Genomic DNA, 26,451 nt, shown 5'->3' with positions numbered 1-26,451 from the left:
GAAACATTTCTTTTCGGGATGATTTGGCAAAAGAACACCGGAGATCTGGTAAGATCACGGAGACCTTGACCGAGAGCCGGCCGCCATCCCAGACAGGTGGGCCAGACAGGTGGGAACGATACGCGGGCGTGCGGGCCCGGAGCCGGCCGCCGACCCGTCCCGGGAGGACGCCATGGGTCATGTCACGGGCTGCGCGGCCCGCTCTCCGGCGCTGGCCGCCTGCTGGGCGGCTCTCGCCCTGGCGCCTGCGATCCTGGCACCCGCGACCTTGGCGCCTGCGGCCCTGGCGGCCGGGACCGGCGGGGAACGCCGTCTCGCGGCGCTCTACCAGCAGGACGGGCGGCGCGAGCTGACGGGGGCCGACCTGGAGCGCTTTCCCGGCGCGGGCGTCCTGTGGTGCCGGCGCCCGGACGGGATTCCCCAGAAGGCCGCCGCCGCGTGGCTGATCGGGAGCCGGTCCCTCGTGCTGATGAACGCGCACAATTTCCGCAATCGACAACTGGAGGTTACTCGAAACGTCGCCGACTGCTACTTTCAGATAGCAGGTCGGAACTACGCCTTCGTGCCCGAGATCCTGGAACTCGGCGTCGAGCCCGAGGCGCGGCGCCTGCACATCACCGACGACTGGGCGCTGCTGCGCCTCGCCGAGCCGGCCGAGGCGCGGCCGCAGCCGATCCCGGACCCGCCCACCCTTCCGACCGGCGACCTGACGCTCCCGGTGACGATGGTCTCACCGGCCGGGCACGAGAACTACCGGGGGCAGAGCAGCCGGGAATCCTGCGCCGTCCGGCGGATCGATCCGCCGAGCGAGGGCGCGATCCGCCGCGCCCGCCACGATTGCAACGACGGCTACGGCGGATCGGGCTCGGGCCTGTTCGACGCGGAGGGCCATCTCATCGCGATGCAGAGCGCGTCGCTCTCGATGAACCAGCGCCACGCCTTCGACATCGAGTTCCACTACGGCTCGGCCCTGCTGATCGAGGGCCGGCTCCACGAGGCCCTCGAGGCTCAGGCCCGCGCGACCCGGGACCGCTAGGGCGGGCCGCCCCCGGGTGTCCGCGGCGCCTCCCCGGGAATCCGGTAAGCTCCCGGTAAGCAAGGCGGCGTTTTCCGCCCCGGCGCCGGGGGAAGCGCTCGACGGCGCCGCGGCGGCAAGCCAAAACTTAACGTTGAACCTCGAATCTGGTCCCGCGAGGGAGCCGGTATGCCCGCTGTCGGAACGTTCAGGGTCTGCGCGCCGGGACGGCCGCCGTTCGCGGCGGCCGTGGCAGAGGGCGTGGCCGAGGCGGTCGCGCTGCCATCCGTGCTCGTCACGATGCTGGGCAGCCTGATCGAGGCCTGGCCCCGGCAGATCTACACACAACCCCTGGTGACCACCCGCTTCCTCGGCCAGCGGACCACCTACGTCTGCGATCCCGGCCACATCCGCAGCCTGATGGTCGACCAGGCCGAGGCGCTGGAGCGGGAACCCTTCATGCTGCGGGCGCTGGCCCCGGCCCTCGGCGCGGGGGTCCTCACCGCGGACGGGGACCACTGGCGGCGTCAGCGCAGGACCGCGACCCCGATGTTCCGCCCGGACCGGGTCCGGAGCTTCGTGCCGGCCATGGCCCGGGCCGCCGCGGCGACGCGGGCGCGCTGGCGCGACGCCGATCCCGCCGGGAGCGAGCGGGACATCCTGCGCGAGATGATGCGCACGACGTTCGACGTCATCGTCGCCACGATGGTGTCGGGCGATCCCTACCTGGAGGTCGGGCCCTTCGGGGCCGCGATGGACGCCTATCTCGGCCAGACCAGCTGGAAGATCGCCCTGGAGATGCTGCGGGCGCCGGCCTGGATCCCGCATCCGGGGTCCCGGGCCGGGGCGGAGGCGGTGCGCTACCTGCGCGGCGAGGTCGCCCGCACGATCGCGCGCCGCCGGGCCCGCGGCGAGCCCGGCTCCGACCTCCTCGGCCTCCTGCTGCAGGCGCGGGACCCGGAGACCGGCGCGCCGCTCACCGAGGCGAGCCTCGTCGACAACCTGCTGACCTTCGTGTCCGCCGGCCACGAGACCACCGCCCTGGCGCTGGCCTGGACCTTCCGGGTCCTGGCCGAGCACCCGGAGGTGGAGGAGCGCGTCGTCGCCGAGATGGCGTGCCTCGGCGCCGATCCGGAGTCCGATCCCGGTTCCGTGGACCGGCTCCCCTACACGCGTCAGGTGCTCCTCGAGGTGATGCGCCTCTATCCGCCGGCCCCGCTGATCGTGCGGCGGACGCGGGCCCCGGTCCGGCTCGGGGACACGGTCGTGCCGGCCGGGCAGTCGGTCCACGTGCCGGTTTACGCCCTGCACCGGCACGCGCTGCTCTGGGAAAGTCCGGAGGCGTTCGACCCGGGCCGCTTCGCGCCGGAGCGGGCCGCCGCGCGCGACCGCTACGCCTACCTGCCGTTCGGCGCCGGCCCGCGGGTCTGCATCGGCATGGGCCTCGCCCTGACCGAGTGCCTCGTCGTCCTGGCGACGCTGCTGCCCGCCTTCCGCCTCCGGCCGGTGACGGCGGAGATGCCGGCGGCGCAGTTCCGCGTGACCCTGCGGCCCAGGGGCGGCCTGACCATGAGGGTCGCGCCCCGCCACGGGGCCGGGCAGGGGGACGGGCACGGGGCCGAGCACGGGGCCGAGCAGGGGGCGGCCCATGCCGCCTGAGATGTCGCCCGAGGTGTCGCCCGAGATCTCCGCGGGCGCGACCGGGCCGGGCGCGCGGCGGGGGACCTGGCCGGACCGCCGGCCGGGATCGCTGCTCGCCCGCCTCTTCGGTCCCGACGCCGACGACGCGCTGCCGAGCCGCTACCGCCTGCAGGTGCGGGCGGGGCTCCTCGACGAGACGCTGAAGCTCGCCACCTACTCGGCGGTGACGCACCTGATCATCGCGCTGGCCGTCGCGTACTTCTTCTGGGGTTCGGCCTCGCACACCTACCTCCTCGGCCTGCTCGCCGTGGTCGCGGTGCTGATCACGGCGGCGACCTACGCGACCTGGCTCTACTGGCGCACTCACGGCGACACCGCCTCGGCGCACACCGTCCGGTGGGGCTGCCGGATCTCCGCCGGCCTCGCCTTCGCCCTGGGCCTCGCCTGGGCGACCCTGCCGGTCGTGCTGTTCGCCCCCTCCGGCGGCGACGCGCGGCTGCTCGTCGTCGCCATCGTGGCCGGCCTGATCTCGGACGCCTACGTGGTCGGCCCGCTCCTGTCGGTCTCGTACCTGTTCGCGGTCCCGGTCATCGTCGGCAGCTTCGTCGGGCTGGCCCGGTCCGGGGAGCCAGTCGCGCTCAGCATCGGCTTCCTGCTCGCCGTCTACGCGATCTTCGTGGTGACGAGCGTGAGCCGCATGAGCCGCCTGTCGCGCCAGCGCATCCTCGACCGCGTGCGGGTCGAGGACCAGAGCGAGACGATCGGGCTGCTGCTCAACGCCTTCGAGGCGAATGCCAGCGACTGGCTGTGGGAGACGGACGGGACCGGACGGTTCCAGCACGTCTCCACCCGGATGGCGGACGTGCTGGCCTGCCCGGTGCAGAGGCTCCAGCACGCCTCGTTCCCGGCGCTGCTCGCCGGCCGGGCGGAGGCGCCCCCCGAGGCCGACCAGAGCGCCGACCTCGTGGACCGTCTCCGGCGGGGCGTCGCCTTCCACCAGCACCTGATCGCCGTCGACACGCCGGCCGGCCGGCGCTGGCTCCGGCTGAGCGGCAAGCCGTTCCTCGACCAGAAGGGGCGCTTCGCGGGGTTCCGGGGCGTCGGCTCCGACGTGACCGAGGCCCGCCGGGCGGAGGCGCACATCGCCTATCTGGCCACCCGGGACCCGATGACCGACCTGTCGAACCGGGTCATGTTCCACGACGTCGCGTCCGAGGCCTGCGCGGCCGCCGCGCAGAACGCGCCGCAGAACGCGCAACCGGCCCCGGACACGACGGTCAGCCTGCTCTACCTCGACCTCGACGGCTTCAAGACCGTCAACGACAGCATCGGCCACGCCGCGGGCGACGCCCTGCTGGGGCAGGTCGCCGATCGCCTGCGCGCCCTGCTCCCGGCCGACGCGCAGGCGTTCCGTCTCGGGGGCGACGAGTTCGCGATCCTGCAGCGCGGCCGGGACGGCGCGGCCGCGCAGGCCCTGGCCGAGGCCACGATCGCGACCCTGCGCGAGCCCTACCTCATCGACGGCGTCCGGGCGGAGATCGGCGTCAGCGTCGGGATCGCCTGCGCCCCCGCGGACGCGACCGAGCCCGAGGACCTGCTCCGGAAGGCGGATCTGGCGCTCTACAGCGCCAAGCAGGGCGGCAAGGGGCGCTGGCGGGGCTTCGACCGCGACCTGGACGTGCGCGTCCAGCGCCGGCACGAACTCGACGAGGCGATGCGCCAGGCCCTCGCCGACGGCGAGATGGCGCTGCACTACCAGCCTTTGGTCAGCCTGCAGGACGGCCAAGTGGTCGGCTGCGAGGCGCTGCTCCGCTGGACCCGGCCCGGTCTCGGCCCCGTCTCGCCCGCCGAGCTGATCCCGATCGCCGAGGGAACGGGCTTCATCCTCGCGATCGGGCGCTGGGCCCTGCGGCGGGCCTGCGCGGAGGCGCTGACCTGGCCGGTGCGCCTGCGCGTCGCCGTCAACATCTCGTCGGTCCATTTCCGCCGGCCCGACTTCTTCGCCGACGTCGCGGCGGTGCTGGGCGAGACCGGCCTCGCGGCGGACCGCCTGGAGATCGAGATCACCGAGTCGATCTTCCTGGCCAACACGCCGCACGTGCTGGACAATCTCCGCTCCCTGCGGGCGCTCGGCGTGCGGATCGCCCTCGACGATTTCGGGACGGGCTACTCCTCGCTGAGCTACCTGACGCAGTTCCCGGTCGACAAGATCAAGATCGACCGCGCCTTCGTGCGCGACCTGAGCAGCCGCCCCGAATGCCTGACGGTGATCGAGGCGATCATGGTCATCGCCCGCGACCTGCGCATCGACGTCACCGTGGAGGGCGTCGAGACCGAGCAGCAGGCCGAGCTGCTCCGGCTGCGGCGCTGCAACAGCGCGCAGGGCTTCCTGTACAGCCCGGCCCGGCCGCCCGAGGAGATCCCCGGCCTGATCGAGAGCCTGCCCCGGCGGGCGCTCCCGACCGAGCGGGCGGTCCGCGCGGTCGCCTGAGGGCGGGCGAGCCCGGATCCGGGTTGCCACGCGGGCCGGAACGGCTCTAGCGGGAGACGATCACGCGGAACCGGGACACAGGCGCGCCATGCCCAAGGTCGTCATCAGCGAGTTCATGGACGAGGCCGCGATCGCGGCCGAGCTCGCCGGCCTCGACGTGCAGTACGATCCTGGCCTCGTCGACCGGCCCGGGGACCTCGCCGCCGCCGTGGCCCGGGCCGACGCCCTGATCGTGCGCAACCGGACCCAGGTCCGCGGCCCCCTGCTCGACGCCGCCCGCGACCTCAAGGTGGTGGGCCGCCTCGGCGTCGGCCTCGACAACATCGACGTCCCAGCCTGCCGGGACCGGGGCATCGCGGTCTACCCGGCCACCGGCGCCAACGACGGCGCGGTCGCCGAGTACGTGGTCGCCACCGCGCTGCTGCTCCTGCGCGGCGCCTACGGGGCCACGGCCCGCGTGGCGGCCGGGACGTGGCCGCGCAACGCCCTGATGGGCCGCGAGATCGCCGGCAAGCGCCTCGGCCTCGTCGGCTTCGGGTCGATCGCCCGCGAGACTGCCCGGAGGGCGGCGGCCCTCGGCATGACGGTCGCCGCCCACGACCCCTTCGTGGCCGCGGGCGACCCTGCCTGGAACCCGGCCTACGGCCCCGTGCAGAGCCAGGCGCTCGACGCGCTGATCGCGCAGAGCGACGTGCTCTCGCTGCACGTGCCGCTCACCGATCAGACCCGCGGACTGATCGACGCGGCGGTGCTGGCGCGGATGCCGAAGGGCGCGATCCTGATCAACGCGGCCCGGGGCGGGGTGGTGGACGAGGCCGCCGTGGCGCAAGCCCTACGGTCCAGCCATCTCGGCGGCGCGGCGCTGGACGTGTTCGACCGCGAACCCCTCGACGCGGCGGCGGGCGCCGTCTTCGCCGACGTGCCGAACCTGGTCCTCACGCCGCACATCGCCGGGGTGACGCAGGAGTCGAACGTGCGCGTCTCCGCCGTCACGGCCCAGGCCGTCCGCCGCCACCTCACGAGGGACTGAACCGGGAGGGCCCGCGCGCGGCTGCACATCGACGGCAACCTGCGCGCCGCGCGGGTCGCCTTCGACGGTCTCGACCGGGAGGCTCAGCGCAGGGCGAGCACCTGGGCAGCGTGCGAGGCGACGGCCTGCACGGCCGGGAGATCGTAGGCGTAGACGCGGCCGGCCAGGATCGCGAGCGCCAGCGTCCAGAACACCGCACCGCCGACGCGCCGCGCCGTGCGGTCGCCGGTCGAGGTGGCCGGGCAGGCGCCGGCGACGCCGTCGGCGACGGGCTCGCCGAACGGATCGAAGGCCGGCGACTGGTTTTCAGAGGCGCTGCGCATGGTGCCGAATGTCGCGCTCGGCAGGTCCGTTCGCAATGGACACGTCTTTCGAATTTCGCTGCGCACGGAGATGCTTGTTCTCCATTCGATCCCCACGACAGGCAGGTTCTTCTCAGAGGGCCGGTTCGACCGCCGGAAACGCGATATCTTCTTCCCGGCGGGGGCCGGGGCCGCCCGCTCCCGGGGCGGCGGGCGTGTGGTAGGCCATGCGCTCGCGGCGCCCCCGCAGGGGCTCGCGACTGACTTCGCGCCACGCCTCGGCCGGCGCCCCCGCGGCCCGCCGCGCGGCCTCCGAGACCAGGATCGGGACGCCGTGGAGCTTGGTCGCCTGCTCGAGGCGGGCGGCGACGTTGACGGCGTCGCCCAGCACGGTGAACTCGTAGCGCGCCTCCTCGCCGATGATCCCGCAGAACACCTCGCCGTAATGGACGCCGACACCGATGCGCACGGCCTGCGCGGGTGCGGCCCTGTCGGTCCAGCGGGCGATCACCGCGACGAGGTCCTGCGCGAAGGCGAGGGCGCGGGCCGCGTCGTCGGGCCGGGGCTCGGGCAGACCGAACACCACCAGGGCGCCGTCGCCGATGAACTTGTCGACCACGCCGCCCCGCAGGCGGGCGAGGCGCGTCACCCGCCGCCGGAAGGCGGACAGGAACTCGGAGAGCCGGTGCGGATCCAGGCTCTCGGCCAGGGTGGTCGAGCCGCGCATGTCGACGAACACGATGGCGGCCTGCTGGCGGCGGCCGGCCTTCAGGCTCCCGTCGCCGTCGGCGAGCCGCAGGACCAGCTCCTGCGGCAGGAACCGCGACAGCCGGTTGCGCCGGGTCGCCTCCCGCAGGGCCGACACGGCGAACAGCACGAACAGCACCGCCAGGGCCCCGACCATGACCCAGATGGCCAGGGCGATCCGCGACACCGTCGCCTGCCGCCGCTCCATCCGCCGCGCCTCGTGCGCCTCCATGCGGCGCACCCGGTCGCGGATCGCGTCCATCACCTGCTTGCCGCGCCCGTCCGCCACGGAGGCGCGGGCCGCCGCGCCGTCGCCGGCGCGCATGAGGGCGACGCTGGCGCCGAGCTCGTCGAGCTTCCGGCGGATCAGCCCGGCCAGGGTGTCGAGGTCGCCCCGCTGGTCGGGATCGTCCTGGACGAGGTCGCGCAGGAGATCGAGCTGCTGGTCGACGTTCAGCCGCCCCTCGGTGAAGGGCAGCAGGAAGGCCTCGTCGCCGGTGAGCAGGTAGCCGCGCTGGCCGGTCTCGGCGTCCTGCACCGCCGACAGGACCCGGGCGAGGCGCCCGTCCACCGCCACGGTGTGGCGCACGGCGTCGACGCCGCGCTGCTGGTACACGAAGGCGCCGAGCGCGATGGCGGTCATCACCAGGATCGTGGCGAACCCCACCGTCATCCAGGTCACGGTGCGCGAGCGCAGGGATCGCTGCACCCGCGCGCCCACGCGCGCGCCGACACGCGCCCTGACCGAGGCGGCGTCCGGCGCGGCGTCGCTCCGGTCCGATTCTGTTGCGGTGGCGGGCACGGTGGCGGGCGCGGGCGCTGGGACGGACATGTCAGGCCCCGCCCGCGCCGTGCAGCCGGACGGGCCGCCCGGTCCGCCCCCCGTCCTCGGCCGCCCGCGCCCGGCAATCCGCGATGGTCGCCCGCGCCGTGTCGATCGCGACGGACGCCGCCGACATGGTGCGGGTGTCCGGCTCCCGCTCGCGGGCGTAGCGGACGACGTCCATGGCCAGCGCGTCGACCTCGACGGTGAGCGCCTCGATCGCCGCCGGGTCGCGCAGCGCCCGGGCCTGCCCGGCGATCTCCAGGAGCCGGTCCAGGAGCTCGTCGATGCGCTCGCGGCGCAGGCTGGCGAGGCGCTGCCGGATCCAGGCCAGCACCGAGACGAGGCCGCCCACCAGCGCGCCGAGGAGGTAGAGCGTGTCGCCGTAGCGCTCGATGAAGCCGTGCTGGTCGCGCTCGTAATAGTCGATCGCCCCCGGATGGATCGGGATGCGGGCGCTGGTGGCCGCCACGGTCGTGTCGTAGGCCGGGGCCTGGACGTACTCGGCGGCGTCCGTCGCCAGGGCGGCGGCGCCGCGCTTCTCGAAGAGCTGCTGGGTCACGTCGGCCGCCACGACGCGGCTTAAGGAAGCCCGGGCCATCAGCCGGTACGAGGCGCCCACCGTCTTCACGTCGTCGGCCGGCAGCTTCGGGCGGCCGCCGAACAGGCCGCCCGGGACGGTGACCGCCTGGAGCCGCGGGAAGCGCTCGATCACCGCGCCGTCATCCTCCACGGCGACGAACGCCACCTTGCCGCCGCGGGCGACGCCCTGCACGGCCGAGACCAGGGCCAGCGCCTTCGGCGCCGAGGGCGCGATGATGCTGACGAAGGCGTCGATCCGCCTCTCGCGGAAGGCGCCGGCCACCGCCTCCTGGTCGACCGGGACCAGCAGGACCGTCGAGTCCCGGGCCGGGCCGGCGGCCTCCTCCAGGGTGAGCCCGTAATAGCCGAGGAGGTTCCGGAGCAGCCAGAGATCGGCGTCCCGGTGCGCCGCGATGCCGAGCCGCTTGCCGGCGAGCTTCGGGAAGCTGGTGATCCCGGCCTGCTCGGGCGAGGCGATGACCATCGCCTGGTCGCGCAGGATCGCCAGGGTCAGGCCGTTCGTCGGCAGGAGCACGTCGGGGCGGACCACCGCGAGGTCGGCGCGCCCGTCCTGCAGGGCGGCGGCGCTCTCGCGCACGTCGTCGAAGGACAGGATCTTCAGCCGGACATTCTCGTGCGCGGCCTCGAGCGCGTCTGCGTAGGCCTTGATCAGGCCGGGCTCGGTCCCGTCCCGGGGAGCGACCGCGATGGTGAGCACCGTCGCCTGGAGCAGGTACCACGCCGCGACCCCGCCCGCGCCCAGGAGGGCGGCCCCGGCCAGGAGCAGGGTCTCCCGGCGCAGGATCCAGGCGGGGAGGGTCCACATCGCCCCGGCCACTCAGAACAGCGAGATCAGCACGATGCCGCCGACCATCAGGGCGGCGCCGATCAGGCGCGGCGGGCCGGCCTTGACCCGCTTCATGCCGAACCAGCCGAAATGATCGAGCGCCACCGAGGTCAGGAGGTTGGCGGTGATGAGCAGGCCGTTGAAGGCGCCGGCCCCGACCTTGTCGACGAAGAGCAGTCCGGCGAAGACCGCGACCGCCCCGGTGAGGCCGGCGAGGGGCATCCACCAGCGGACGCCCGCGACGTCGTCGCGGGTCGGCAGCGGCGACGGCCGCAGCAGGAACATCAGCGCGAACACGAACACGACCGGCACGAACGACACCGTCGCGGCGAGCCAGGGATTCTCCAGGGCGCCGCGGAGCTGCGCGTTCCACACCACGCCGATCGCCATCAGGGCGCCGGCCACGAGGATGAACGGGTAGAGCAGCTTGCCGCCGACCCCCGAGCCGCCGCCGTCGCTCTTGCCGCCCGAGCGCGCGATGAAGGTGACGCCCACCGCCATCAGCAGGCCGCCGAGCCAGGGCATCGGCTTGAAGCCCGCCGCCTGCAGGCCGAACAGGCCGAGCGCGTCCATCGCCAGGGAGGTGAGGATGTTGGCGGTGAGCGTCAGGCCGTTGAACGGCCCGGCGCCGACCTTGTCGATGAAGGCGAGGCCGCCGAACACCGCGACCGCGCCGGCCAAGCCTCCGAGGGGCGCGTACCAGGGCATCTTGCCCAGGGAGTCGAGGCTCGGCAGCGGCGTCGGCATCGTGAGGAACAGGGTCGTGAACACGAAGACGATCGGCAGGAACGACACCGTCGCGGCGAGCCACGGATTGACCATGCGGCCGCGCAGCTGCGCGTTCATGGCATTGCCGATCGCCTGCAGCGCGCCCGCCACCAGGATGAAGGGATAGAGGAGGGCAGCCGTCACGCGCGCGGACCTTCGGGTTTGCGGGGAGGGAGGGTCAGACGAGGAGCAGGCCAGCGAGCGCCAGCGCGAGGGCCGGCGGCATCACCAGCAGGCCGAGCTTGAGGAAGGTCCAGGCGCCGACATCCTGGCCCTCGCGGCGGATGGCGGTCAGCCAGAGGATCGTGGCGAGCGAGCCCGTCACCGACAGGTTCGGCCCGAGATCGACGCCGATCAGGATCGCGCCCGCCACCTTCTCGGGCACGTGGGCGGTCTGGACCGCGGCGCCCGCGATCAGCCCGGCCGGCAGGTTGTTGACGAGGTTGCACAGCACCGCGACGAGGCCGCCCGCCCCCCAGGCGGTGGCCTCCGGGGCGGCGTGGGCGTAGCCCTTGAGGAGGTCCGCCAGCATCGCCAGGACGCCGGTCTTCTCCAGGGCCTCCACGAGGACGAACAGCCCGGCCACCAGCGGCAGCACGCTCCACGACACGTCCTTGGCCACCTCGACGAGGCCGCCGCGCTTGAGGAGCAGCACGACGATCGTGGTGGCGAGCCCGGCCACGAAGGTGGGCAGGCCGAGGTCGAGGCCGAGCGCGGAAGCCGCGATCAGCACGCCGCCGGTCGCCACGATGCCGATCCCCGCCACGAGGCCGGTGCGGGACAGTGGCACAGCCTCGACGTCGGTGGCGACCTCCTGCCCGCGCAGGGTCTTCGCCTGGGTCAGCCGCAGCACCGCGTAGGTCGTCGCGATGGCCAGCAGCGAGGGCAGGGCGAACAGGCCGAGCCAGCGCACCAGCGGCGGCATGTGCTCGGCGAAGACCACGAGGTTGGCCGGGTTCGAGATCGGCAGCACGAAGCTCGCCGCGTTGGCGATGAAGGCGCAGATGAACAGGTAGGGGAGGGGGTTCTCCACCTTGGCGGCCTTGGTGGCCGCGTAGACGGCGGGTGTCAGCACCACCGCGCAGGCGTCGTTGGACAGGAACACCGTGACGACGGTGCCGACGAGGTACACGAGGGTGAACAGCCGGGTCGCCGAGCCCCTGGCGGCGCGCACGGCGATCGAGGCGAGCCAGTCGAACAGGCCCTCCTTCCGGGCCACCTCCGACATCAGCATCATGCCGACGAGGAACAGGTAGACGTCGGTCCCCTTCAGCACGCCGTCCCAGGCGGTGGCGGGGGCGAGCAGGCCGAGGGCCACGAGGGCGCCGGCCCCGAGCACGGCCCAGATCGCCTCCGGCCACGCGAACGGCCGCAGGATGACGCCGAGGGTCGCGAGGGCGGCGATCGTCCAGGTCGCGATGTTGGGGGTCAGCGTCAGCGCGCCCATCGGTTGCGGTGGTCCTCTGGTGGGGTGGATCGATCGTGCGGTGCGGTGTGCCGCGATTCGGGCGGGACCGGCTACCAGTGCCGGCCGTTGCGGTTCGGCCCGAGCTGGTCGCCCCGGAGCCCCTTCTCGGGCCAGGCCGGCAGGCGGAACGCGTCGCTGCCGGGCCGCTCGTGCGCGGGCGGCGGCACGAAGCTCCGGTCCACGGGCTCGATCACCTCGGTGTCGGTGTGGCCGGTGCCGTCCGCGACCGTGACGGCGAGGCGGCGCGCGCCGTCCCGCCAGGGGATGCGGGCGTGGACCGTCCGGGGGCCGTCCGGCACCATCGGGTGGGCCGGGCCGCCGTCGACGCGCAGGTGACAGCGCCACGTGTCCTGCGGCCGGTCCGACAGGACGAGGGCGCGCACGGAGACCGTGCCGTCGGCGGCGTCGAGGGGCGCCGTGGCGAGGCGCCGGTCGGCGGGGCTCGTGATCATCACGAAGGGCAGCGCCCGGTCGAGGGGCTTGAACCGCCAGCTCGCGACCGGCCCGTCGATCGCCGCGACCGCGTAGCCGACCGAGCCGTCCTCGTTCTGGCCGACCGAGCGGGCCGCGGCGTAGAGGGTGCGCCCGTCCGGGGCGAGCTCGTTGTAGTGGGTGTGGCCCATCTCGACGAGGCGGACGCCGTAGTGGCGGATCAGGCCGGCGAGCGCCGCCCGCTCGTCGGGCACGCAGAGGTCGTCCGGGTAGGTGTGGGCGAAGACCGCGCAGGGCTGGCCCTCCCGCTCGGCCCGGGCCAGCTCCTCGCCGAGCCACGCGAGCTGGTGGGGGCCGAGGCGAAAATCGAGGCCGAAGCCCTTCTGGCCGTAGCCGGGGCTGACCATGTCGAGGAACAGGCAGCGCACGCCCGCCCAGGTCTCGGCGAAGTAGTAATGCGTCACCGAGACGGGGTCGCGCGGGCGCGGCAGGTCGTGGCGCCGCGCCGCGTGGCCGCCGCCGCGCGGGCTGCCCGCGACCGCGGCGAACAGGGCGTCGAAATCCGCCATCGTGCCGTGCTGGCGGTCGTGGTCGCCGGCGATCAGGCGCACCGGCAGGTCCGGGTGCCGGTCCAGGGCCTCGCGCAGGACCGCGTACTGCTCCGCCCGCCCGTCCTCGGCGAGGTCGCCGGGGATGTAGACGAAGTCGAGGAGACCGTGTCGGTGCAGCCCCGCCACCTCGGCGAGCATCGCCCGCAGGTCGGCGGCGTGGGGGTCGGAGGCCCGCTCGAGATGCAGGTCGCCGATATGCGCGAAGGCGAACACGCCGTGGCTCGCCGTCATGGCGCGCCCGCGCGCCGTCTGTGGTTTCCCTGAGCCATCGTGCCCCCCGGACAGGCCCGTCCGCCCCGGCCGGGAGATCGGCCGCGGTGGTCGCGACCGGCCCGACGTTTCGGAGCCGGCGGGGTTCCGGCCCCGGGGGGAGACGCGCGCCGGTGGGGCCCTACATTTTCGTGAGCGCGGGCCCGATCCGTGTCCGGCGCCGCGAAGTGTCGTGAAAACAGACACTCGCTGTCCTCTCAGCCGACAGATCCGGGCGATGTCGGCGCAAGGTCAGCCCGGGGTCAGCCTGGGGTCAGCCCGGGGTCAGCCAATGACTCCGCCGGCCGGCGGGCCTGTCGGCGCGCCTCAGTGCACGCGCCGGAACAGGTCCGGCAGGTAGCGTTCCAGGGTCTCGTGTCCCTCGAACTGCACGTCCACGGTGGCGGCCGCGCCCCACGGGCGGTGGAGCCCCACGACCCGGCCGCGGGCATGGCGCCAGATCCCGAGGATCTCGGCGAGGTCGAGCCGGTCGAACACCACCTCGTCGCCCGGGGCGAGGGCCGGCGCGGCGAGGCCGGACCAGGCCTCGGGGACCGGGCGGCGGGGTATCTCCGCGACCCGGGAAGGCTCATCCCCCGGATCGAGAATGGGGGAGAAGGTTTCGTTCGCGGAGTGCTCGCGGAAGAGCATGATCTTCACTAAGCCGTTGCGATGACTGGATAATCGCAGGTTCATTCCGATCCGACAAGGCTTGTTCCGACGCCCCGCCCGCCGGACCGACCTGTATTCGGCGCTCGGTCCGGCCGGCCGGTCCGGCCGACCGGGACCTGCCCGGGCGCCGCGCCACGTCCCCGCGACCGGACCGCCCGCGGGACCGCGCGCGGGGACGGAGCGGGGCCGGAGAGGAGCCCAGCGGGGGCGCAGCATGCGCCTCTCCGGTTCAGGGGTATCGGGAGATCGTTCGTGTCGTCGAACGACGATCTTTAGAATTTCGGGGCGGGCCGCGCTGATCTAAACCTGACACGAGACAATCATCCACGTGAGACGGCGCCTGTCGATTTGATGGATCGTGTCCGCATGCCTTCGGATGCGGCGCGAACCATCGCGGCCCGGCAGCCGGACTTGCCCCCGTTCATCCTGATCAGAGTTCCCGCCCGATGAAGTTCCTGCGTGTCCTCGCCGTCGCGGCGCTCAGCCTCGGGGCTCTGCCGGCCGGGGCGGAGACCCTCCGGGTCGGCGTCGTGCCCGGGGCCTACGGCGACGCCGTCACGGTCGCGGCCCGGGAGGCCAAGGCCGAGGGCCTCGACGTCAAGGTGGTCGAGTTCAGCGACTGGACGACGCCCAACGTCGCCCTCGACGCCGGCGACATCGACGTGAACTTCTTCCAGCACCGCCCCTTCATGGAGAACGCCGCCAAACAGAAGGGCTACGCGTTCGACATCGTCGGGCTCGGGATCCTGTCCAATATCGGCCTGTACTCCCTGAAGCATAAGAGCTTCGACCAGATCCCGGCGGGCGGCACGGTGGCGATCGCCAACGACCCGGTGAACCAGGGCCGCGGCCTGCTGCTCCTCCAGAAGGCCGGGCTGATCACGCTGAGGGACGGTGTCGGCTTCCTCGGCACCCTCGACGACATCGTCGAGAACCCGAAGACGCTGCGGTTCACCGAGGTCGAGGGGCCGCAGCTCGCGCGGATCACCGGCGACGTCGACCTCGCCCTGGGCTACCCGCACTTCATCGTGGCGGCCGGCAGTTTCGACCCGACCAGCGGATTGATCTATTCCGGTATCGAGGACCGGCGCTTCGCCGTGAGCTTCGTCACCAAGGCCGCCCGCAAGGAGGACCCCGTGATCCGGAAATTCGTGACGCTCTTCCAGAACTCGGAGGCCGTGAAACAGCAGATCCGCAAGTCCTTCGCCAACAGCGACAAGCTGTACCTGCTGGCGTGGCAGAACTGATGGTCGGCCTGATCTTCGACAGCCTGCGCGATCCGGGCACGCCGGCCGCGGCCGGGCGGACGAGCCCGGGCGCCGCGACCGCCGCCCGGACCCCGGCCGCCGCGCCCGGCAGCGAGGCCGACCGGGAGACCGGCACGGTGCGGTTCGAGTCCGTCTCGAAGACCTACCGCTCGGCCGCCGGGCCGGTGCAGGCGCTCGACCGGGTGGACCTCGCGATCCCCGCCGGCGCGATCTTCGGCATCATCGGCCGCTCGGGGGCGGGCAAGTCGAGCCTCCTGCGCACGGTCAACCGGCTGGAGGCGCCGAGTTCGGGCCGGGTCCTGGTCGACGGCGCCCCGATCGACGCCCTCGACACCGACGGGCTCGTCGCCCTGCGCCGGCGCATCGGCATGATCTTCCAGCACTTCAACCTGCTGGCGGCCAAGACCGTCCGGCAGAACGTGGCGCTGCCGCTCACGGTCGCGGGCGTCCCGCGGCACGCGATCGGCCCGCGGGTCGCGGAGGCCCTGCGCCTCGTCGGCCTGGAGGACAAGGCCGACACCTACCCGTCGCGGCTCTCCGGGGGCCAGAAGCAGCGGGTCGGCATCGCCCGGGCGCTCGTGAGCGATCCGGAGATCCTGCTCTGCGACGAGGCGACCTCCGCCCTCGACCCGGAGACGACGCTGGCGATCCTCGACCTGCTGCGCGACATCAACCGGCGGCTCGGGATCACCATCGTCCTGATCACCCACGAGATGAGCGTGATCCGCGAGATCTGCAGCGACGTGGTGGTGCTGGAGGGCGGCCGGGTCGTCGAGACCGGGCCGGTCTGGCGCGTGTTCGGGGCGCCCGAGCACCCGACCACCCGGGCGCTGCTCGAACCCCTGACCCGCGGCCTGCCGCCGGATCTGGCGGCCCGGCTGCAGCCGCGGCCCGCGCCGGGCGGCTGGGCGATCCTGCGGATCACCTGCTCGGGCCGGGCCGCGCCGGATCTGTCGGGCCTCGCGGGGGCCGGGGCGCCGGTGCGCCTGCTCCAGGCGGGCATCGAGCGGATCCAGGGCCAGGCGGTCGGCCGGATGCTGGTGGCCGTCCCGGCCGAGGACCCGGGCGCGGAGGCGCGGCTGCGGACGCTCGGCGGCGACGTGGAGCGGGTCGGCTACGTCCCCGCCGACCCGGCGGAGGGGTGAGACGATGCGGGACTGCTCCTCCCCCGATACCCCGACCGCTGCACCGCCGCCCCTGCACCCCGAACCCGGAGGCCCGCCATGTCGCCGCAGATGATCGAACGCCTCTGGCAGGCCTTCCTCGACACCGCGCTCATGGTCGGGGTCTCGGCCGGGATCGCCGTGGTCGCCGGCATTCCCCTGGCGCTGTTCCTCGTCACCTCCGGGCCCGGCGGCATCTTCGCGGCGCCGACGGCCCACCGGGTGGTCGGGACCGTGGTCAACGGCTTCCGGGCCGTGCCCTTCATCGTGCTGCTGGTGGCGCTGATCCCGTTCACCCGGCTGGTGGCCGGCACCACGATCGGCGTCTGGGCGGCGATCGTGCCGCTCTCGGTGAGCGCGACCCCGTTCTTCGCCCGAATCGCCGAGGTCTCGCTGCGGGAGGTGGATGCGGGCCTGATCGAGGCCGCCCAGTCCATCGGCTGCCGGCGCCGGCACATCCTCGCCCACGTGCTCCTGCCCGAGGCGCTGCCGGGCATCGTGGCCGGCTTCACCATCACGGTGGTGGCGATGATCGGCGCCTCCGCGATGGCCGGCGCGGTGGGCGCGGGCGGGCTCGGGGACGTCGCCATCCGGTACGGCTACCAGCGCTTCGACACCACCGTGATGGTGGTGGTGATCGCGATCCTGATCGCCCTCGTGTGCGCGGTCCAGTTCGCGGGCGACACCGCGGTGCGGCGGCTCCGGGCCCGCTGAGCGAAACCGTCCGATCTGGGCGATCCGACCGGGAGCCTGCAGCCATGGATCGTCCCCGGTCGACGACCTCGACATCGCCGTCCGCGCGCGCGGAGCGAAGCGATCCAGGCAGCGCCGCGTCTTCCGACCGCGCGCGGCCCCGGGGCGCTTCGCAGCGCTCGCGATGACGGCGGGACGTCCCAACCCGAGCGGTCAACCGGAAACCGTATGAGCCTGCACCTGGACGATCCCGTCACCGACCCGGTCGAAGATCGGCTGCCGCCGCCGCCGGCGCCGCCGCACCGGATCCGCTCGGACGCCGAGGCGATCGCGGCCGCGCGGGCCGTGGCCCGGATCTTCGCGGCGGGCGCGGCCGAGCGCGACCGCGACCGGCGCCTGCCCTGGGCGGAGATCGCGGCCTTCACGGAGAGCGGGCTCGGCGGCATCACGGTGCCGCGCGAACACGGCGGCGCCGGGGTCTCGCACGCGACGCTCGCGGAGGTCTTCGCGATCCTCGCCGCCGCCGACGGCTCGGCGGCGCAGATTCCCCAGAACCAGTTCGGCGTCCTGGCGCTGGTCGCGGCCGCCGCCAGCCCCGCCCAGCAGGCGCGGATCTACCGGGACGTGCTCGCCGGCCACCGGATCGGCAATGCCGGCCCCGCCCGCAACGGCAAGGCGATCACCGGCGTGGACACGCGGCTGACCGCCGGGCCGGAGGGCCCGCGGCTCAGCGGCACGCGCTTCTACTCCACGGGCGCGCTCTTCGCCCACTGGATCCCGACGCGCGCGGTCGGCCCCGACGGCGGGCCGCTCCTGGTCTTCGTGCGCCGGGACGCCCCCGGCGTGCGGGTGGTGGACGACTGGCAGGGCTTCGGCCAGCGCACCACGGCGAGCGGCAGCGTGATCTTCGCGCAGGCCCCGGTCGAGGCGGAGCTGACGATCGACCTCGCGCCCCTCGCCGGGCGCCCGGGCCTGTTCGGGCCGGTCTCGCAGCTGATCCACGCGGCGATCGACGCCGGGCTCGCCCGGGGCGCGGCCGCCGCCGCCCTCGACTTCCTGCGCACCCGGACCCGGCCCTATCCCTTCACCGCCGAGACCGTCGCGGAGGATCCCCACATCCTCGGCGAGGTCGGGCGGCTCACCGTCGACCTGCACGCCGCCGAGGAGGTCCTGGCCCGGGCCGGACGGGCGCTCGACCGGATCGCCGCGGCCCCCGTCACCGCCCAGAGCGCGGCCGAGGCTTCGGTGGCGGTGGCGCAGGCCAAGATCCTCACCACCGAGGCGGCCCTGGAGGCCTCCGAGCGGCTGCTCGAGCTCGCCGGCGCCTCGGCGACCCGCGACGGGTACAATCTCGGCCGGTACTGGCGCGACGCCCGGGTCCACACCCTGCACGACCCCGTGCGGTGGAAGTACCACCTCCTCGGGAACCACGCCCTGAACGGCGTGCTGCCCGCCCGGCACCAGTGGAACTGAGGACCGGGCGATGCCGCTCCAGCCCCACGAGACCGCCTTCACGCAGGCACCCGCGCCGCCGCGCCCGGTGCCGGTCCTTCCGGACGCCGCCGCGGCGCTCGCCGTCGCCGACCGGCTGGCGGAGGCCTTCGCCGAGGCCGCCGCCGAGCGCGACCTGGAGCGCCGCCTGCCGCTCGCCGAGATCGCGCGCTTCACCGAATCCGGCCTCTGGGCGATCACGGTGCCAAGGGAATACGGCGGCCCCGGCCTCGACAGCGCCACGGTCGCCCAGGTGATCGCCCGGATCGCCGCGGCGGACGGCTCCCTCGGCCAGATCCCGCAGAACCATTTCTACGCCCTGGAGGTGCTCCGCAACGGCGGCACCGAGGCCCAGAAGCGCGCCCTCTACGGCCGCGTCCTGGCGGGCGAGCGCTTCGGCAACGCGCTCGCCGAGACCGGCGCGCGCGACCACACCCGCCGCACCCGCCTCGTGCGCGACCCGGCTGGCTGGACTGTCGAGGGCCGCAAAGACTACTGCACCGGCTCGCTCTACGCCCACCGCATCCCCACCCTGGCCAATGCCGAGGAGGACGGCCGGGCGGTCACCTACCTCGTCTTCGTCCCCCGGGACGCGCCGGGCGTGACCCTGGTCGACGACTGGGACGGGTTCGGGCAGCGGCTCACCGGCTCGGGCTCGGTCCTGTTCGACCGCGTCGCCGTGGAGCCCGACTGGGTGGTGCCGTTCCAGGCCTCGCTGGAGCGGCCCACCGCCCTCGGCCCCTTCGCGCAGATCCTGCACGCCGGGATCGATCTCGGCATCGGCGCGGGCGCCTTCGCGGCGACCTTGCCCTTCGTGCGCGACCGCGCCCGGCCGTGGATCGATTCCGGGGTCGCGCGGGCGAGCGAGGATCCCCTGACCCTCCACGCGCTGGGCGACGTCCAGGTGCGCCTCGCGGCGGCCGACGCCCTGCTGGCGCGGGCCGGCCGCTACGTGGACGCCGCGCAGGAAGCCCCCGACGCCGACAGCGTCGCGGCGGCCTCCGTGGCGGTGGCCGAGGCCCGGGCGGCGAGCCACCGGGCCGGCCTGCTCGCGGCCAACAAGCTCGTCGAGCTCGGCGGCACCTCGGCCACCGACCGGGCCGAGGCGCTCGACCGCTACTGGCGCGACGTCCGCACCCACACCCTGCACGATCCGGTGCGCTGGAAGTACCACTGGATCGGCGCCTACCACCTCGACGGCCGGCAGCCGCCCCGGCACGGAGCGCTCTGATGGCCGCCGCGACGAAGCAGATCCTGCTGAACGCCTTCAACATGACCTGCGCGGGCCACATCAACCACGGGCTCTGGACCCACCCGCGCGACCGCTCGGCCGATTACAACACGCTGTCCTACTGGACCGAGCAGGCGAAGCTCCTGGAGCGCGGCCTGTTCGACGGCCTGTTCATCGCCGACATCATCGGCGTCTACGACGTCTACGGCGGCGGCATCGACGTGACCGCCCGGGAGGCCGTGCAGCTCCCGGTCAACGACCCGACCGTGATGATCTCCGCCATGGCGGCGGTGACCGAGCATCTCGGCTTCGGGGTGACGATCAACGTCCACCAGGAGGCGCCCTACACCTTCGCCCGGCGCCTCTCGACCCTCGACCACCTGACGGGCGGCCGGATCGGCTGGAACGTCGTCACCGGCTACCTCGACAGCGCCCACCGCGGCCAGAGCGGCGGCGCGTTGCCGGCGCACGACCGGCGCTACGACTACGCCGACGAGTATCTGGAGGTGCTCTACCGGCTCTGGGAGGGCAGCTGGGACGACGCGGCCGTGCGCCGCGACCGGGCGGCCCGGGTGTTCAGCGATCCCGCCCATATCCGCAAGGTCGTCCACCGGGGCGAGTTCTTCGCGGTCGAGGGCTACCACCTGTCGGAGCCGTCGCGCCAGCGCACGCCGGTGCTCTACCAGGCCGGCGCCTCGGGCCGCGGCCGCGCCTTCGCGGGCCGCCACGCCGAGTGCGTGTTCATCTCGGCCCGCGACCCGGCCACCGCCCGCGACTCCGTCCGCGCCATCCGGGCCGAGGCGGTCGCGGCCGGCCGGGAGCCCGACGACGTGAAGGTGTTCGTCGGCCTCGCGGTGATCCCCGGGCGGACCCGGGCGGAGGCCGAGGCCAAGCGCGACGAGTACCTGTCCTACGCGAGCCCGGAGGCGGGCCTCGCGCATTTCTCCGCCTCCACGGGGATCGACTTCGCCCGCTACGGCCTCGACGAGCCGATCCCCTACGCGCCGGGCAACGCCATCCAGTCGGCCACCGCGGCGGCGGCCAGGCGCGGACTGACGAAGCGCGACCTCCTCGCCGAGTTGCAGCTCGGCGGCCGCTACGCGGTGCTCACCGGCGACGCCGTGACGATCGCCGACGAACTCCAGGCCTGGATCGCGGAGGGCGAGGTCGACGGGTTCAACCTCAGCCGGATCGTCGTGCCGGAGAGTTTCTCGGACTTCATCGACCTCGTGATCCCGGAACTGCAGGACCGCGGCCTCTACAAGACCGCCTACGCCGAGGGCTCGCTGCGGGCGAAGCTGTTCGGCCAAGGGGACCGGCTGCCCGCCCGCCACCCGGCCGAGGCCTATCGCGGCGCGCCTCGGCGGCCCTGATCAGCGCCCCTGGGACTCGCCGCTCTCGGAGCCGAACCAGCGGCCGTAGATCTCGTCGTAGCGGCCGTCCTCCCGCAGGCCCAGCAGGGCCTGGTTGACGCGCTTGCGCCGGGGATCGTTGGCCGGGAACAGGATGCCGTAGGATTGCCGGTTGAACGCGGTGCCGACCAGGCGCAGGGCGTCGTGGCCGGGCCGGGTCGCGTAGTAGCTGAGCGCGGGGGCATCGTAGACCACCGCCGCGACCGTGCCGGCCTGCAGCGCCGCGCAGGCCTCCTCCAGGGTCGCGAAGCCCACCGGCGTGGCGAAATGGTCCGCCAGGTAGGCGACCGAGGTCGTGTCGGCGACCGTGCCCACCCGCTTGCCCGGCAGGTCCTGCGGGCCGTTGATCGCGCCGCGCAGGCGCTCCACGGTCGCCGTGCTGGTCAGGCCCGCGGTGAACCACGCCACCAGGGCGATGCAGGTGAACAGCCAGAGCACCGTGACGGCCCGCGCCAGCGGGCTGCGCGGCATCTCCTCCGCCTGGGCGGCGAGGCTGCTCAGGGCCCACCAGACGACGTGGGCGAAGCCGCGCGCCGGTCCCGAGCGCGCCGCCATGCCGCCGGGGTGGCGCCGCTCGAGCCACCAGACCAGGGCCGCCACCGCCAGGATCAGGGCGGCGAGCCCCAGCAGGACCTGCAGGAAGGCGGCGTCGCTCAGGAGCGCCCGGAGAGCCCGCGCGGTGGCCGAGCCGGTCGCGTCCGGCTCCGACCGGACGGCGATGCGCAGGCCGGTCTCCAGCATCGTGACGGAGAAGTCGAAACGCCGCTCGCGCTCCGCGGTGATCGACACCGCCGCGATGGCGAGGTCCGCGCGCCCGTCCGAGACCGCCGCGAACAGCGCCGGCAGGTCGTCGACGCGCAGGTAGGCCGTCCGGACGCCGAGATCCCGCGCGATGGCGTTCCAGAGATCGATGCTGAACCCGCGCAGCCGGCCGTCCTCGTCCATGACCAGGGGCGGCACCGGATGGGTCGCGACCCGCCACGTCTCGGGCTCGCCGGTGCGGAGCGCGGGCGCCGCCTCCCGGGTCTCGGCCTGGACGGGGCCCGGGGCGAGCGGCGCGGCGGCCGCGCAGCACAGGGAGAGGCACAGGCAGAGGGACAGGACGCCCGCGGCGCCGGCGCGCCGCCGGCCGGCGGACCGGCGCGGCACGTCAGAGGCTCTCGATCCAGTTGCGCAGGACGGCGCCGGGCGCGGGTTCGGGGCCGGTCTCCAGGCGCTGGGACGCGTCGCTCGGGATGAAGCCGAACCGACGCTTGAACGCCCGCCGGAAGGTCCGCTCGTCCGAGAAACCGACCGCGAAGGCGACCTGCGAGATGCGCAGGGGTTTGGGGGCATCGTCGCGCACGAGCATCCGCATCGCCGCCATGAGGCGGCGGTCGCGGATATACGCCACGATGCCGTTGGGGGCGAACAGCCGGTACAGGGTCGAGCGCGACAGGCCGAGCCGGGTCGCGATCAGGGCGGGCGTCAGCTTCGGGTTGCCGAGTTCCGCCTCGACGAGGCGGCGGACGCGGATCCGGATGTCCTGGTGCTGGGAGGGGCGCCCCTCCTCCTGCCCGCGCAGCCAGCTGGCGCAGAGCTGGGTGATCGCCGCCGAGGCCGCCAGGGCCTCGCGGCGGTCGAGGAGGTCGCCGCAGGCGACGACGTTGGCGACGAAATTATGGACCAGCCGCCCGAACGGGTCGCCGTCGTGGTCGAGGGGGCGCCCGTGCAGGGCGTCGGGGTGGCAGCCCTGCTTCTCCAGCAGGGCGCGGGGGATCACGACGTTCGTGGCGTCGACGGCAGCCGCCACGATGCGCACGGGCTGGGCGAGGTCGAAGACGATGCACTGCACCTCGTTCACGGGGCCGGTGCCCTGCTCGGTCTCCACGCGGCTCTGCCCCCGCCGGTAGAACTGGAGCAGGATGTGGTCGAGGCCCTGCTGGCCGATCATCTCCCGCGTCCGCACGAGGGTGTGGGCCGGCGCCACCACGTCGCCGACCAGCAGGTCGCCGAGATGGTAGCTGCGCATCGCGATCGGGACGGTGAGATCGGTCTCCGGGCGGAAGCTCACGTCGAAGATGGGCGCGAGATGGTCCTGCCACGCCCGCCCCAGCGCCGCGGGATCCCCGGGCGGCTCGAACCGCAGGCAGGCGATCTCGCCGCCCGGCGCCTCCCCCCCGGCCGGTGCCGCGTCCAGGTCGTGGTTTCTCTCCTCGGAAGACATACGTAGAGCCTGACACCTGCTGTTCGCGCGACCGATGAAGAACGGGGGCCTGTCCCAAGGTGACGCGTGGCAACGCGGTCCGGTCGTCCCGCACGTTAGCCGCGTCCACCCGGACAGTCCTCCTGTCTCCCGCCGACCCGAGCGGCTGTACACTGTCGTTTGCCCGGGCGGCGTGCGATTCGACGCGGGGGCCGCCCGACCGGACCGCCCCCGGCGCAACGTCCGATCAACGTGACCCGCGAGCCGGCGGTGTGGTTCCATCCGTCCCAGAAAGGGGGATCCCCGTTTCAGGACGTCGCGCGCGGCGCCGGGTGTGGCCGCGATGTGATAGTCCGTTAAAGCCGCATTTCCTACCCCCCGTGCAAAGCTTGCGGCAGGCATGACGGGGGTCAGTCTGGTGGTCCAACAGTATAGCGATGTAGAGCGTGTGACCGGATCCTGTGATCCGAGCCGGGGCGCGCGCGCCGGAACCCGGCGGCGCGGCCCCGTACGGCTCGGATTGCTGGTCGGCAGCTCGCTCGCCACCCTCACGCTGGCTCTCGGACCTGTTGCGGCGCAGACCGTGCCGGCGCGCTCGCCTTCGACGTTCGATGCTTTTGGCGTTCCCCTGACCGCGGCGCAGTTCGACACGCCCGAATACAGAGCCGACTGGGGCTTGTCTGCGATTAATGCCGCCACCGCTTACGCCCGAGGCTTCACCGGTCTAGGCGTATTGGTTGCCGTGATTGACTCCGGGATCGACCCCACGAATCCAGAATTCCGAGGACGGATCTCTCAGCAATCAAGAAATTTTATTCCCGGACTAAATCAAACCCTTATATTCGATACGGACACTGCATCCAGTCATGGAACCCATGTGGCTGGTACAGTTGCGGCTGCCCGTGATGGCGTCGGGATGATGGGGGTCGGTTTCGACAGCAAGATATTGGCGTTATTCAATTTACGCAATACAATCTCTGCAGTGGAGGCAGCAACTCAAAGCGGCGCCCGGGTCTTGAATGGCAGTTATGGACCGACGACCTCTTCTCCGATCGTCGATGGATTTTTAAATCCTAACTATAGAAGAATGTCAATTCAAGAATTCGAGATATCAGATGAAAGAGAGGCCAGTGCGCTTCTTGGGGCCGCACAGTCAGACATGCTCATGGTCTTTGCCGCAGGCAACGATCGAAGAAGTCAACCCGATGTAACTCAAAACCCGAGCGGCGCCGCATTCTATCCATTCATCAAGCCAGCGAATGCGAATAGCGGTCTCTACCAATTTTATACCACCTACGGGACTGACCCTAATGGCGATCCCAGCCCCGACTATGCGCCGACCGGCCCCGTCGACCAAAGCAAAATTGATTTTTCGAAGCTGGACGGCTTTATCGTTTCAGTAGTCGCAGTCAACGAAAACAAGAAGATCGCCAATTTCAGCAACTGGTGCGGTGTTACGGCAGCGTGGTGCATCGCGGCACCGGGCGTCAATATCTATTCAACCGTGCAGGTCGGACAGGGCTACAGCGGCTTCGACGCCAACAACAATAAAATTCTCAATGGTTCAAACTATGGGCCTCTGCAAGGCACCTCAATGGCCGCGCCGCACGTGGCCGGTGCTGCGGCCGTATTGCGTCAGGCGTTCCCGTTCCTGACGGCGCCGCAGATCGCCCAGACCATGTTCACAACCGCCACCCATCTCGGTGACGGGCCCGCCAACGCCCCGAACGCCATCTACGGCTGGGGCCTGCTCAACCTCGGCAAGGCCATCGACGGCCCGGGTCAGTTCACCTCCACTTGGACGGTCAACACCACCTACAATGGCCAAGCCTATTACGGCCGCTTCGCCAACGACATCTCGGGCGTCGGCGGTCTGATCAAGGTTGGTCTCGGCACACTCGAACTCGCCGGTACCAACACCTATGCCGGCGGCACCGCCGTCCTCGGCGGTACCCTGGCCGTCTCCCGCGACGCCAATCTCGGCGCCGCCGGCACCGGCCTGACCCTCGGCGGCGGCACCCTCGAGGTCCTGGCCGACGGCTTCGCCACCGCCCGCCCGATCACGCTGGCCGGCCCCGGCACCCTGCAGATCGACCTCGGCACCGCCACCTTCGCGGGGCCGATCGACGACGGCAGCCAGCCGGGCGTGCTCGTCAAGACCGGCCCCGGCACCGCCGTGCTCTCGGCCGCCAACACGTTCACGGGCGGCGCCCTGGTCGGCACCGGCACCCTGGCCCTGACCGCCACCGGCAGCCTCACCGCGCCCGTTCTCGTCGGCTCGGCGGCGAGCTTCCTCAATGCCGGCCTCGTCTCCGGCAACGTCGGCAACTTCGGCGTCCTCGCCAACAGCGGCACCATCACGGGCGGCCTCGCCAATGCCGGTCTGGCCCTCAACACCGGCACCGTCGGCGGCGGCGCGACCAACAGCGGCAGCCTGATCAACGCCGGCACCCTCGCGGGCGGGCTGACCAACACCGGCACCGCCCTCAACACCGGCGCGATCGCCGGCGGCGTCATCAGCAGCGGCATCCTGAGCAACAGCGGCGCCATCGGCGGCGGCGTCGCCAACACCGGCCTCCTCGCCACCAGCGGCACGATCAGCGGCGGCCTGACCAATGCCGGCACCGTGCTCGCCAGCGCCGGCCGCATCGACGGGCCCATCGCCAACAATGCCGGCCTGCTCGCCGTCGCCGGATCCGTGGCCGGCACCGGCCCCTTCGCCAACGCCGCCGGCGCGACGCTCGCCGTCACCACGGGCGGCAGCTACAGCCTTGCCGGCCCCCTCGCCAATGCCGGCCTCGTCGCCGTCGCCCAGAGCGCCAGCCTCACCGCCTCCGGCGGCCTCAGCAACGCCGGCCTCGTCGCCAGCGACGGCACCCTCACCGCCGACCTGACCAACACCGGCGTCGCCCGCCTGTCCGGGCAGTTCAACGGCACGCTCACCAACACCGGCCTCGTGCAGATCACCGGCCCGCTCGCCGGGCTGACCGGCCTGACCAACACCGGCGCCCTCGACCTCGGCGGCACCGCCCTCACGCTCACCGACCTCGCCGGCCCGGCCTCCGCCGTCCTGGGCAACGGCGCCCTCACGGTCTCGGGTGCGGCCGCCTCGACCTATGCCGGCGCCATCCTGGAGACCGCGAGCCCGACCAGCCTGACCAAGGCCGGCCCCGGCACGCTCCTGCTCACCGGCCCCGGCCTCTTCTCCGGCCCGACCACAATCCAGGCCGGCACGCTCTCCCTCAACGGCCTCTGGACCTCGCCGGTCACGGTCGCGGCCAATGGCACCCTGCGCGGCATCGGCACCGTCGCGGCCCCGGTCACGGTCGC

At 72.9% G+C, this 26,451-nt stretch carries 20 protein-coding genes; 11 read left to right on the top strand and 9 right to left on the bottom strand.

Features of this window, described 5'->3' with window-relative positions:
* Positions 1–172: 172 nt before the first annotated feature.
* The 4 genes from C4T42_RS28440 to C4T42_RS28425 all read left to right on the top strand — a co-directional run bounded on the left by C4T42_RS28440 (position 173) and on the right by C4T42_RS28425 (position 6,177).
* The gene (locus C4T42_RS28440; RefSeq protein ID WP_020096026.1) at positions 173–1,036 is read left to right on the top strand and encodes a serine protease; all 864 of its coding nucleotides are present in this window, start codon (positions 173–175) and stop codon (positions 1,034–1,036) included.
* A 168-nt stretch (positions 1,037–1,204) separates the two neighbouring features.
* Positions 1,205–2,674, top strand: a complete 1,470-nt coding sequence (locus C4T42_RS28435; RefSeq protein WP_103986316.1) for a cytochrome P450 — start codon at positions 1,205–1,207, stop codon at positions 2,672–2,674.
* On the top strand, positions 2,664–5,147 hold the full coding sequence (locus tag C4T42_RS28430) for an EAL domain-containing protein (RefSeq protein WP_244603301.1): 2,484 nt from the start codon (positions 2,664–2,666) through the stop codon (positions 5,145–5,147). The genes C4T42_RS28435 and C4T42_RS28430 overlap by 11 nt, the downstream gene beginning before the upstream one ends.
* 88 nt (positions 5,148–5,235) lie before the next feature.
* Entirely contained in the window at positions 5,236–6,177 is a 942-nt protein-coding gene (locus C4T42_RS28425; protein ID WP_103986314.1) for a hydroxyacid dehydrogenase, read from the top strand.
* An 83-nt stretch (positions 6,178–6,260) separates the two neighbouring features.
* Here the strand turns inward: C4T42_RS28425 and C4T42_RS28420 are convergent, their stop codons facing one another.
* The 7 genes from C4T42_RS28420 to C4T42_RS28390 all read right to left on the bottom strand — a co-directional run bounded on the left by C4T42_RS28420 (position 6,261) and on the right by C4T42_RS28390 (position 13,576).
* Entirely contained in the window at positions 6,261–6,500 is a 240-nt protein-coding gene (locus tag C4T42_RS28420) for a hypothetical protein (protein ID WP_020096021.1), read from the bottom strand.
* A 112-nt stretch (positions 6,501–6,612) separates the two neighbouring features.
* Positions 6,613–8,058: a CHASE3 domain-containing protein gene (locus tag C4T42_RS28415; protein WP_026605372.1), complete on the bottom strand. Its 1,446-nt coding sequence runs from the start codon at positions 8,056–8,058 to the stop codon at positions 6,613–6,615.
* A 1-nt stretch (position 8,059) separates the two neighbouring features.
* The gene (locus tag C4T42_RS28410) at positions 8,060–9,457 is read right to left on the bottom strand and encodes a TAXI family TRAP transporter solute-binding subunit (RefSeq protein ID WP_043713328.1); all 1,398 of its coding nucleotides are present in this window, start codon (positions 9,455–9,457) and stop codon (positions 8,060–8,062) included.
* 12 nt (positions 9,458–9,469) lie between these two features.
* Entirely contained in the window at positions 9,470–10,390 is a 921-nt protein-coding gene (locus C4T42_RS28405) for a DMT family transporter (RefSeq protein ID WP_020096018.1), read from the bottom strand.
* Between the two features lie 34 nt (positions 10,391–10,424).
* Positions 10,425–11,693 carry an arsenic transporter gene (locus C4T42_RS28400; RefSeq protein WP_020096017.1) on the bottom strand — a complete coding sequence of 423 codons (1,269 nt, stop codon included), beginning with the start codon at positions 11,691–11,693 and terminating at the stop codon, positions 10,425–10,427.
* Positions 11,694–11,764: 71 nt separating this feature from the next.
* Positions 11,765–12,988, bottom strand: coding sequence for a metallophosphoesterase (locus C4T42_RS28395; protein ID WP_020096016.1), 1,224 nt, complete (start codon positions 12,986–12,988; stop codon positions 11,765–11,767).
* A gap of 345 nt (positions 12,989–13,333) precedes the next feature.
* Entirely contained in the window at positions 13,334–13,576 is a 243-nt protein-coding gene (locus tag C4T42_RS28390) for a hypothetical protein (RefSeq protein WP_051123794.1), read from the bottom strand.
* A 548-nt stretch (positions 13,577–14,124) separates the two neighbouring features.
* Here C4T42_RS28390 and C4T42_RS28385 point away from each other — a divergent pair.
* From C4T42_RS28385 to C4T42_RS28360, 6 genes are all read left to right on the top strand, one after another.
* Positions 14,125–14,925 (top strand): MetQ/NlpA family ABC transporter substrate-binding protein, encoded by an 801-nt coding sequence (locus C4T42_RS28385; RefSeq protein WP_020096014.1) that lies wholly within the window; start codon positions 14,125–14,127, stop codon positions 14,923–14,925.
* Positions 14,925–16,091, top strand: coding sequence for an ATP-binding cassette domain-containing protein (locus C4T42_RS28380; RefSeq protein WP_103986313.1), 1,167 nt, complete (start codon positions 14,925–14,927; stop codon positions 16,089–16,091). The genes C4T42_RS28385 and C4T42_RS28380 overlap by 1 nt, the downstream gene beginning before the upstream one ends.
* 78 nt (positions 16,092–16,169) lie before the next feature.
* The gene (locus C4T42_RS28375; RefSeq protein WP_020096012.1) at positions 16,170–16,823 is read left to right on the top strand and encodes a methionine ABC transporter permease; all 654 of its coding nucleotides are present in this window, start codon (positions 16,170–16,172) and stop codon (positions 16,821–16,823) included.
* 207 nt (positions 16,824–17,030) lie between these two features.
* Positions 17,031–18,275, top strand: coding sequence for an SfnB family sulfur acquisition oxidoreductase (locus tag C4T42_RS28370; RefSeq protein WP_042675410.1), 1,245 nt, complete (start codon positions 17,031–17,033; stop codon positions 18,273–18,275).
* A gap of 10 nt (positions 18,276–18,285) precedes the next feature.
* Positions 18,286–19,524, top strand: a complete 1,239-nt coding sequence (locus C4T42_RS28365) for an SfnB family sulfur acquisition oxidoreductase (RefSeq protein WP_042675408.1) — start codon at positions 18,286–18,288, stop codon at positions 19,522–19,524.
* Positions 19,524–20,897, top strand: a complete 1,374-nt coding sequence (locus C4T42_RS28360) for an LLM class flavin-dependent oxidoreductase (RefSeq protein WP_020096009.1) — start codon at positions 19,524–19,526, stop codon at positions 20,895–20,897. Before C4T42_RS28365 ends, C4T42_RS28360 begins: the two co-directional genes overlap by 1 nt.
* Here C4T42_RS28360 and C4T42_RS28355 read toward each other — a convergent pair whose 3' ends face one another.
* Positions 20,898–22,085, bottom strand: coding sequence for a transporter substrate-binding domain-containing protein (locus tag C4T42_RS28355; protein WP_103986312.1), 1,188 nt, complete (start codon positions 22,083–22,085; stop codon positions 20,898–20,900). It lies immediately after the preceding gene.
* A 1-nt stretch (position 22,086) separates the two neighbouring features.
* Positions 22,087–23,142, bottom strand: coding sequence for a helix-turn-helix domain-containing protein (locus C4T42_RS28350; protein ID WP_020096007.1), 1,056 nt, complete (start codon positions 23,140–23,142; stop codon positions 22,087–22,089).
* Positions 23,143–23,521: 379 nt separating this feature from the next.
* On the opposite strand from C4T42_RS28350, the gene C4T42_RS32815 reads away from it, so the two are divergent.
* A partial coding sequence (locus C4T42_RS32815) for a S8 family peptidase (protein ID WP_181049238.1) occupies positions 23,522–26,451 on the top strand: 2,930 nt, incomplete at its 3' end.

This window comes from Methylobacterium sp. 190mf (assembly GCF_900107945.1).
In the GTDB taxonomy this organism is placed as follows: domain Bacteria; phylum Pseudomonadota; class Alphaproteobacteria; order Rhizobiales; family Beijerinckiaceae; genus Methylobacterium.
Note: the sequence above shows the minus strand (reverse complement) of the source record. Positions and strands in the feature narration are given on the sequence as shown.

Coding starts and splice junctions, on each gene's coding strand:
- C4T42_RS28415 (WP_026605372.1), bottom strand. CDS start 8,058: ATGTCCGTCCCAGCGCCCGCGCCCGCCACCGTGCCCGCCACCGCAACA.
- C4T42_RS28435 (WP_103986316.1), top strand. CDS start 1,205: ATGCCCGCTGTCGGAACGTTCAGGGTCTGCGCGCCGGGACGGCCGCCG.
- C4T42_RS28420 (WP_020096021.1), bottom strand. CDS start 6,500: ATGCGCAGCGCCTCTGAAAACCAGTCGCCGGCCTTCGATCCGTTCGGC.
- C4T42_RS28410 (WP_043713328.1), bottom strand. CDS start 9,457: ATGTGGACCCTCCCCGCCTGGATCCTGCGCCGGGAGACCCTGCTCCTG.
- C4T42_RS28375 (WP_020096012.1), top strand. CDS start 16,170: ATGTCGCCGCAGATGATCGAACGCCTCTGGCAGGCCTTCCTCGACACC.
- C4T42_RS28380 (WP_103986313.1), top strand. CDS start 14,925: ATGGTCGGCCTGATCTTCGACAGCCTGCGCGATCCGGGCACGCCGGCC.
- C4T42_RS28370 (WP_042675410.1), top strand. CDS start 17,031: ATGAGCCTGCACCTGGACGATCCCGTCACCGACCCGGTCGAAGATCGG.
- C4T42_RS28425 (WP_103986314.1), top strand. CDS start 5,236: ATGCCCAAGGTCGTCATCAGCGAGTTCATGGACGAGGCCGCGATCGCG.
- C4T42_RS28430 (WP_244603301.1), top strand. CDS start 2,664: ATGCCGCCTGAGATGTCGCCCGAGGTGTCGCCCGAGATCTCCGCGGGC.
- C4T42_RS28350 (WP_020096007.1), bottom strand. CDS start 23,142: ATGTCTTCCGAGGAGAGAAACCACGACCTGGACGCGGCACCGGCCGGG.
- C4T42_RS28440 (WP_020096026.1), top strand. CDS start 173: ATGGGTCATGTCACGGGCTGCGCGGCCCGCTCTCCGGCGCTGGCCGCC.
- C4T42_RS28365 (WP_042675408.1), top strand. CDS start 18,286: ATGCCGCTCCAGCCCCACGAGACCGCCTTCACGCAGGCACCCGCGCCG.
- C4T42_RS28400 (WP_020096017.1), bottom strand. CDS start 11,693: ATGGGCGCGCTGACGCTGACCCCCAACATCGCGACCTGGACGATCGCC.
- C4T42_RS28385 (WP_020096014.1), top strand. CDS start 14,125: ATGAAGTTCCTGCGTGTCCTCGCCGTCGCGGCGCTCAGCCTCGGGGCT.
- C4T42_RS28395 (WP_020096016.1), bottom strand. CDS start 12,988: ATGACGGCGAGCCACGGCGTGTTCGCCTTCGCGCATATCGGCGACCTG.
- C4T42_RS28360 (WP_020096009.1), top strand. CDS start 19,524: ATGGCCGCCGCGACGAAGCAGATCCTGCTGAACGCCTTCAACATGACC.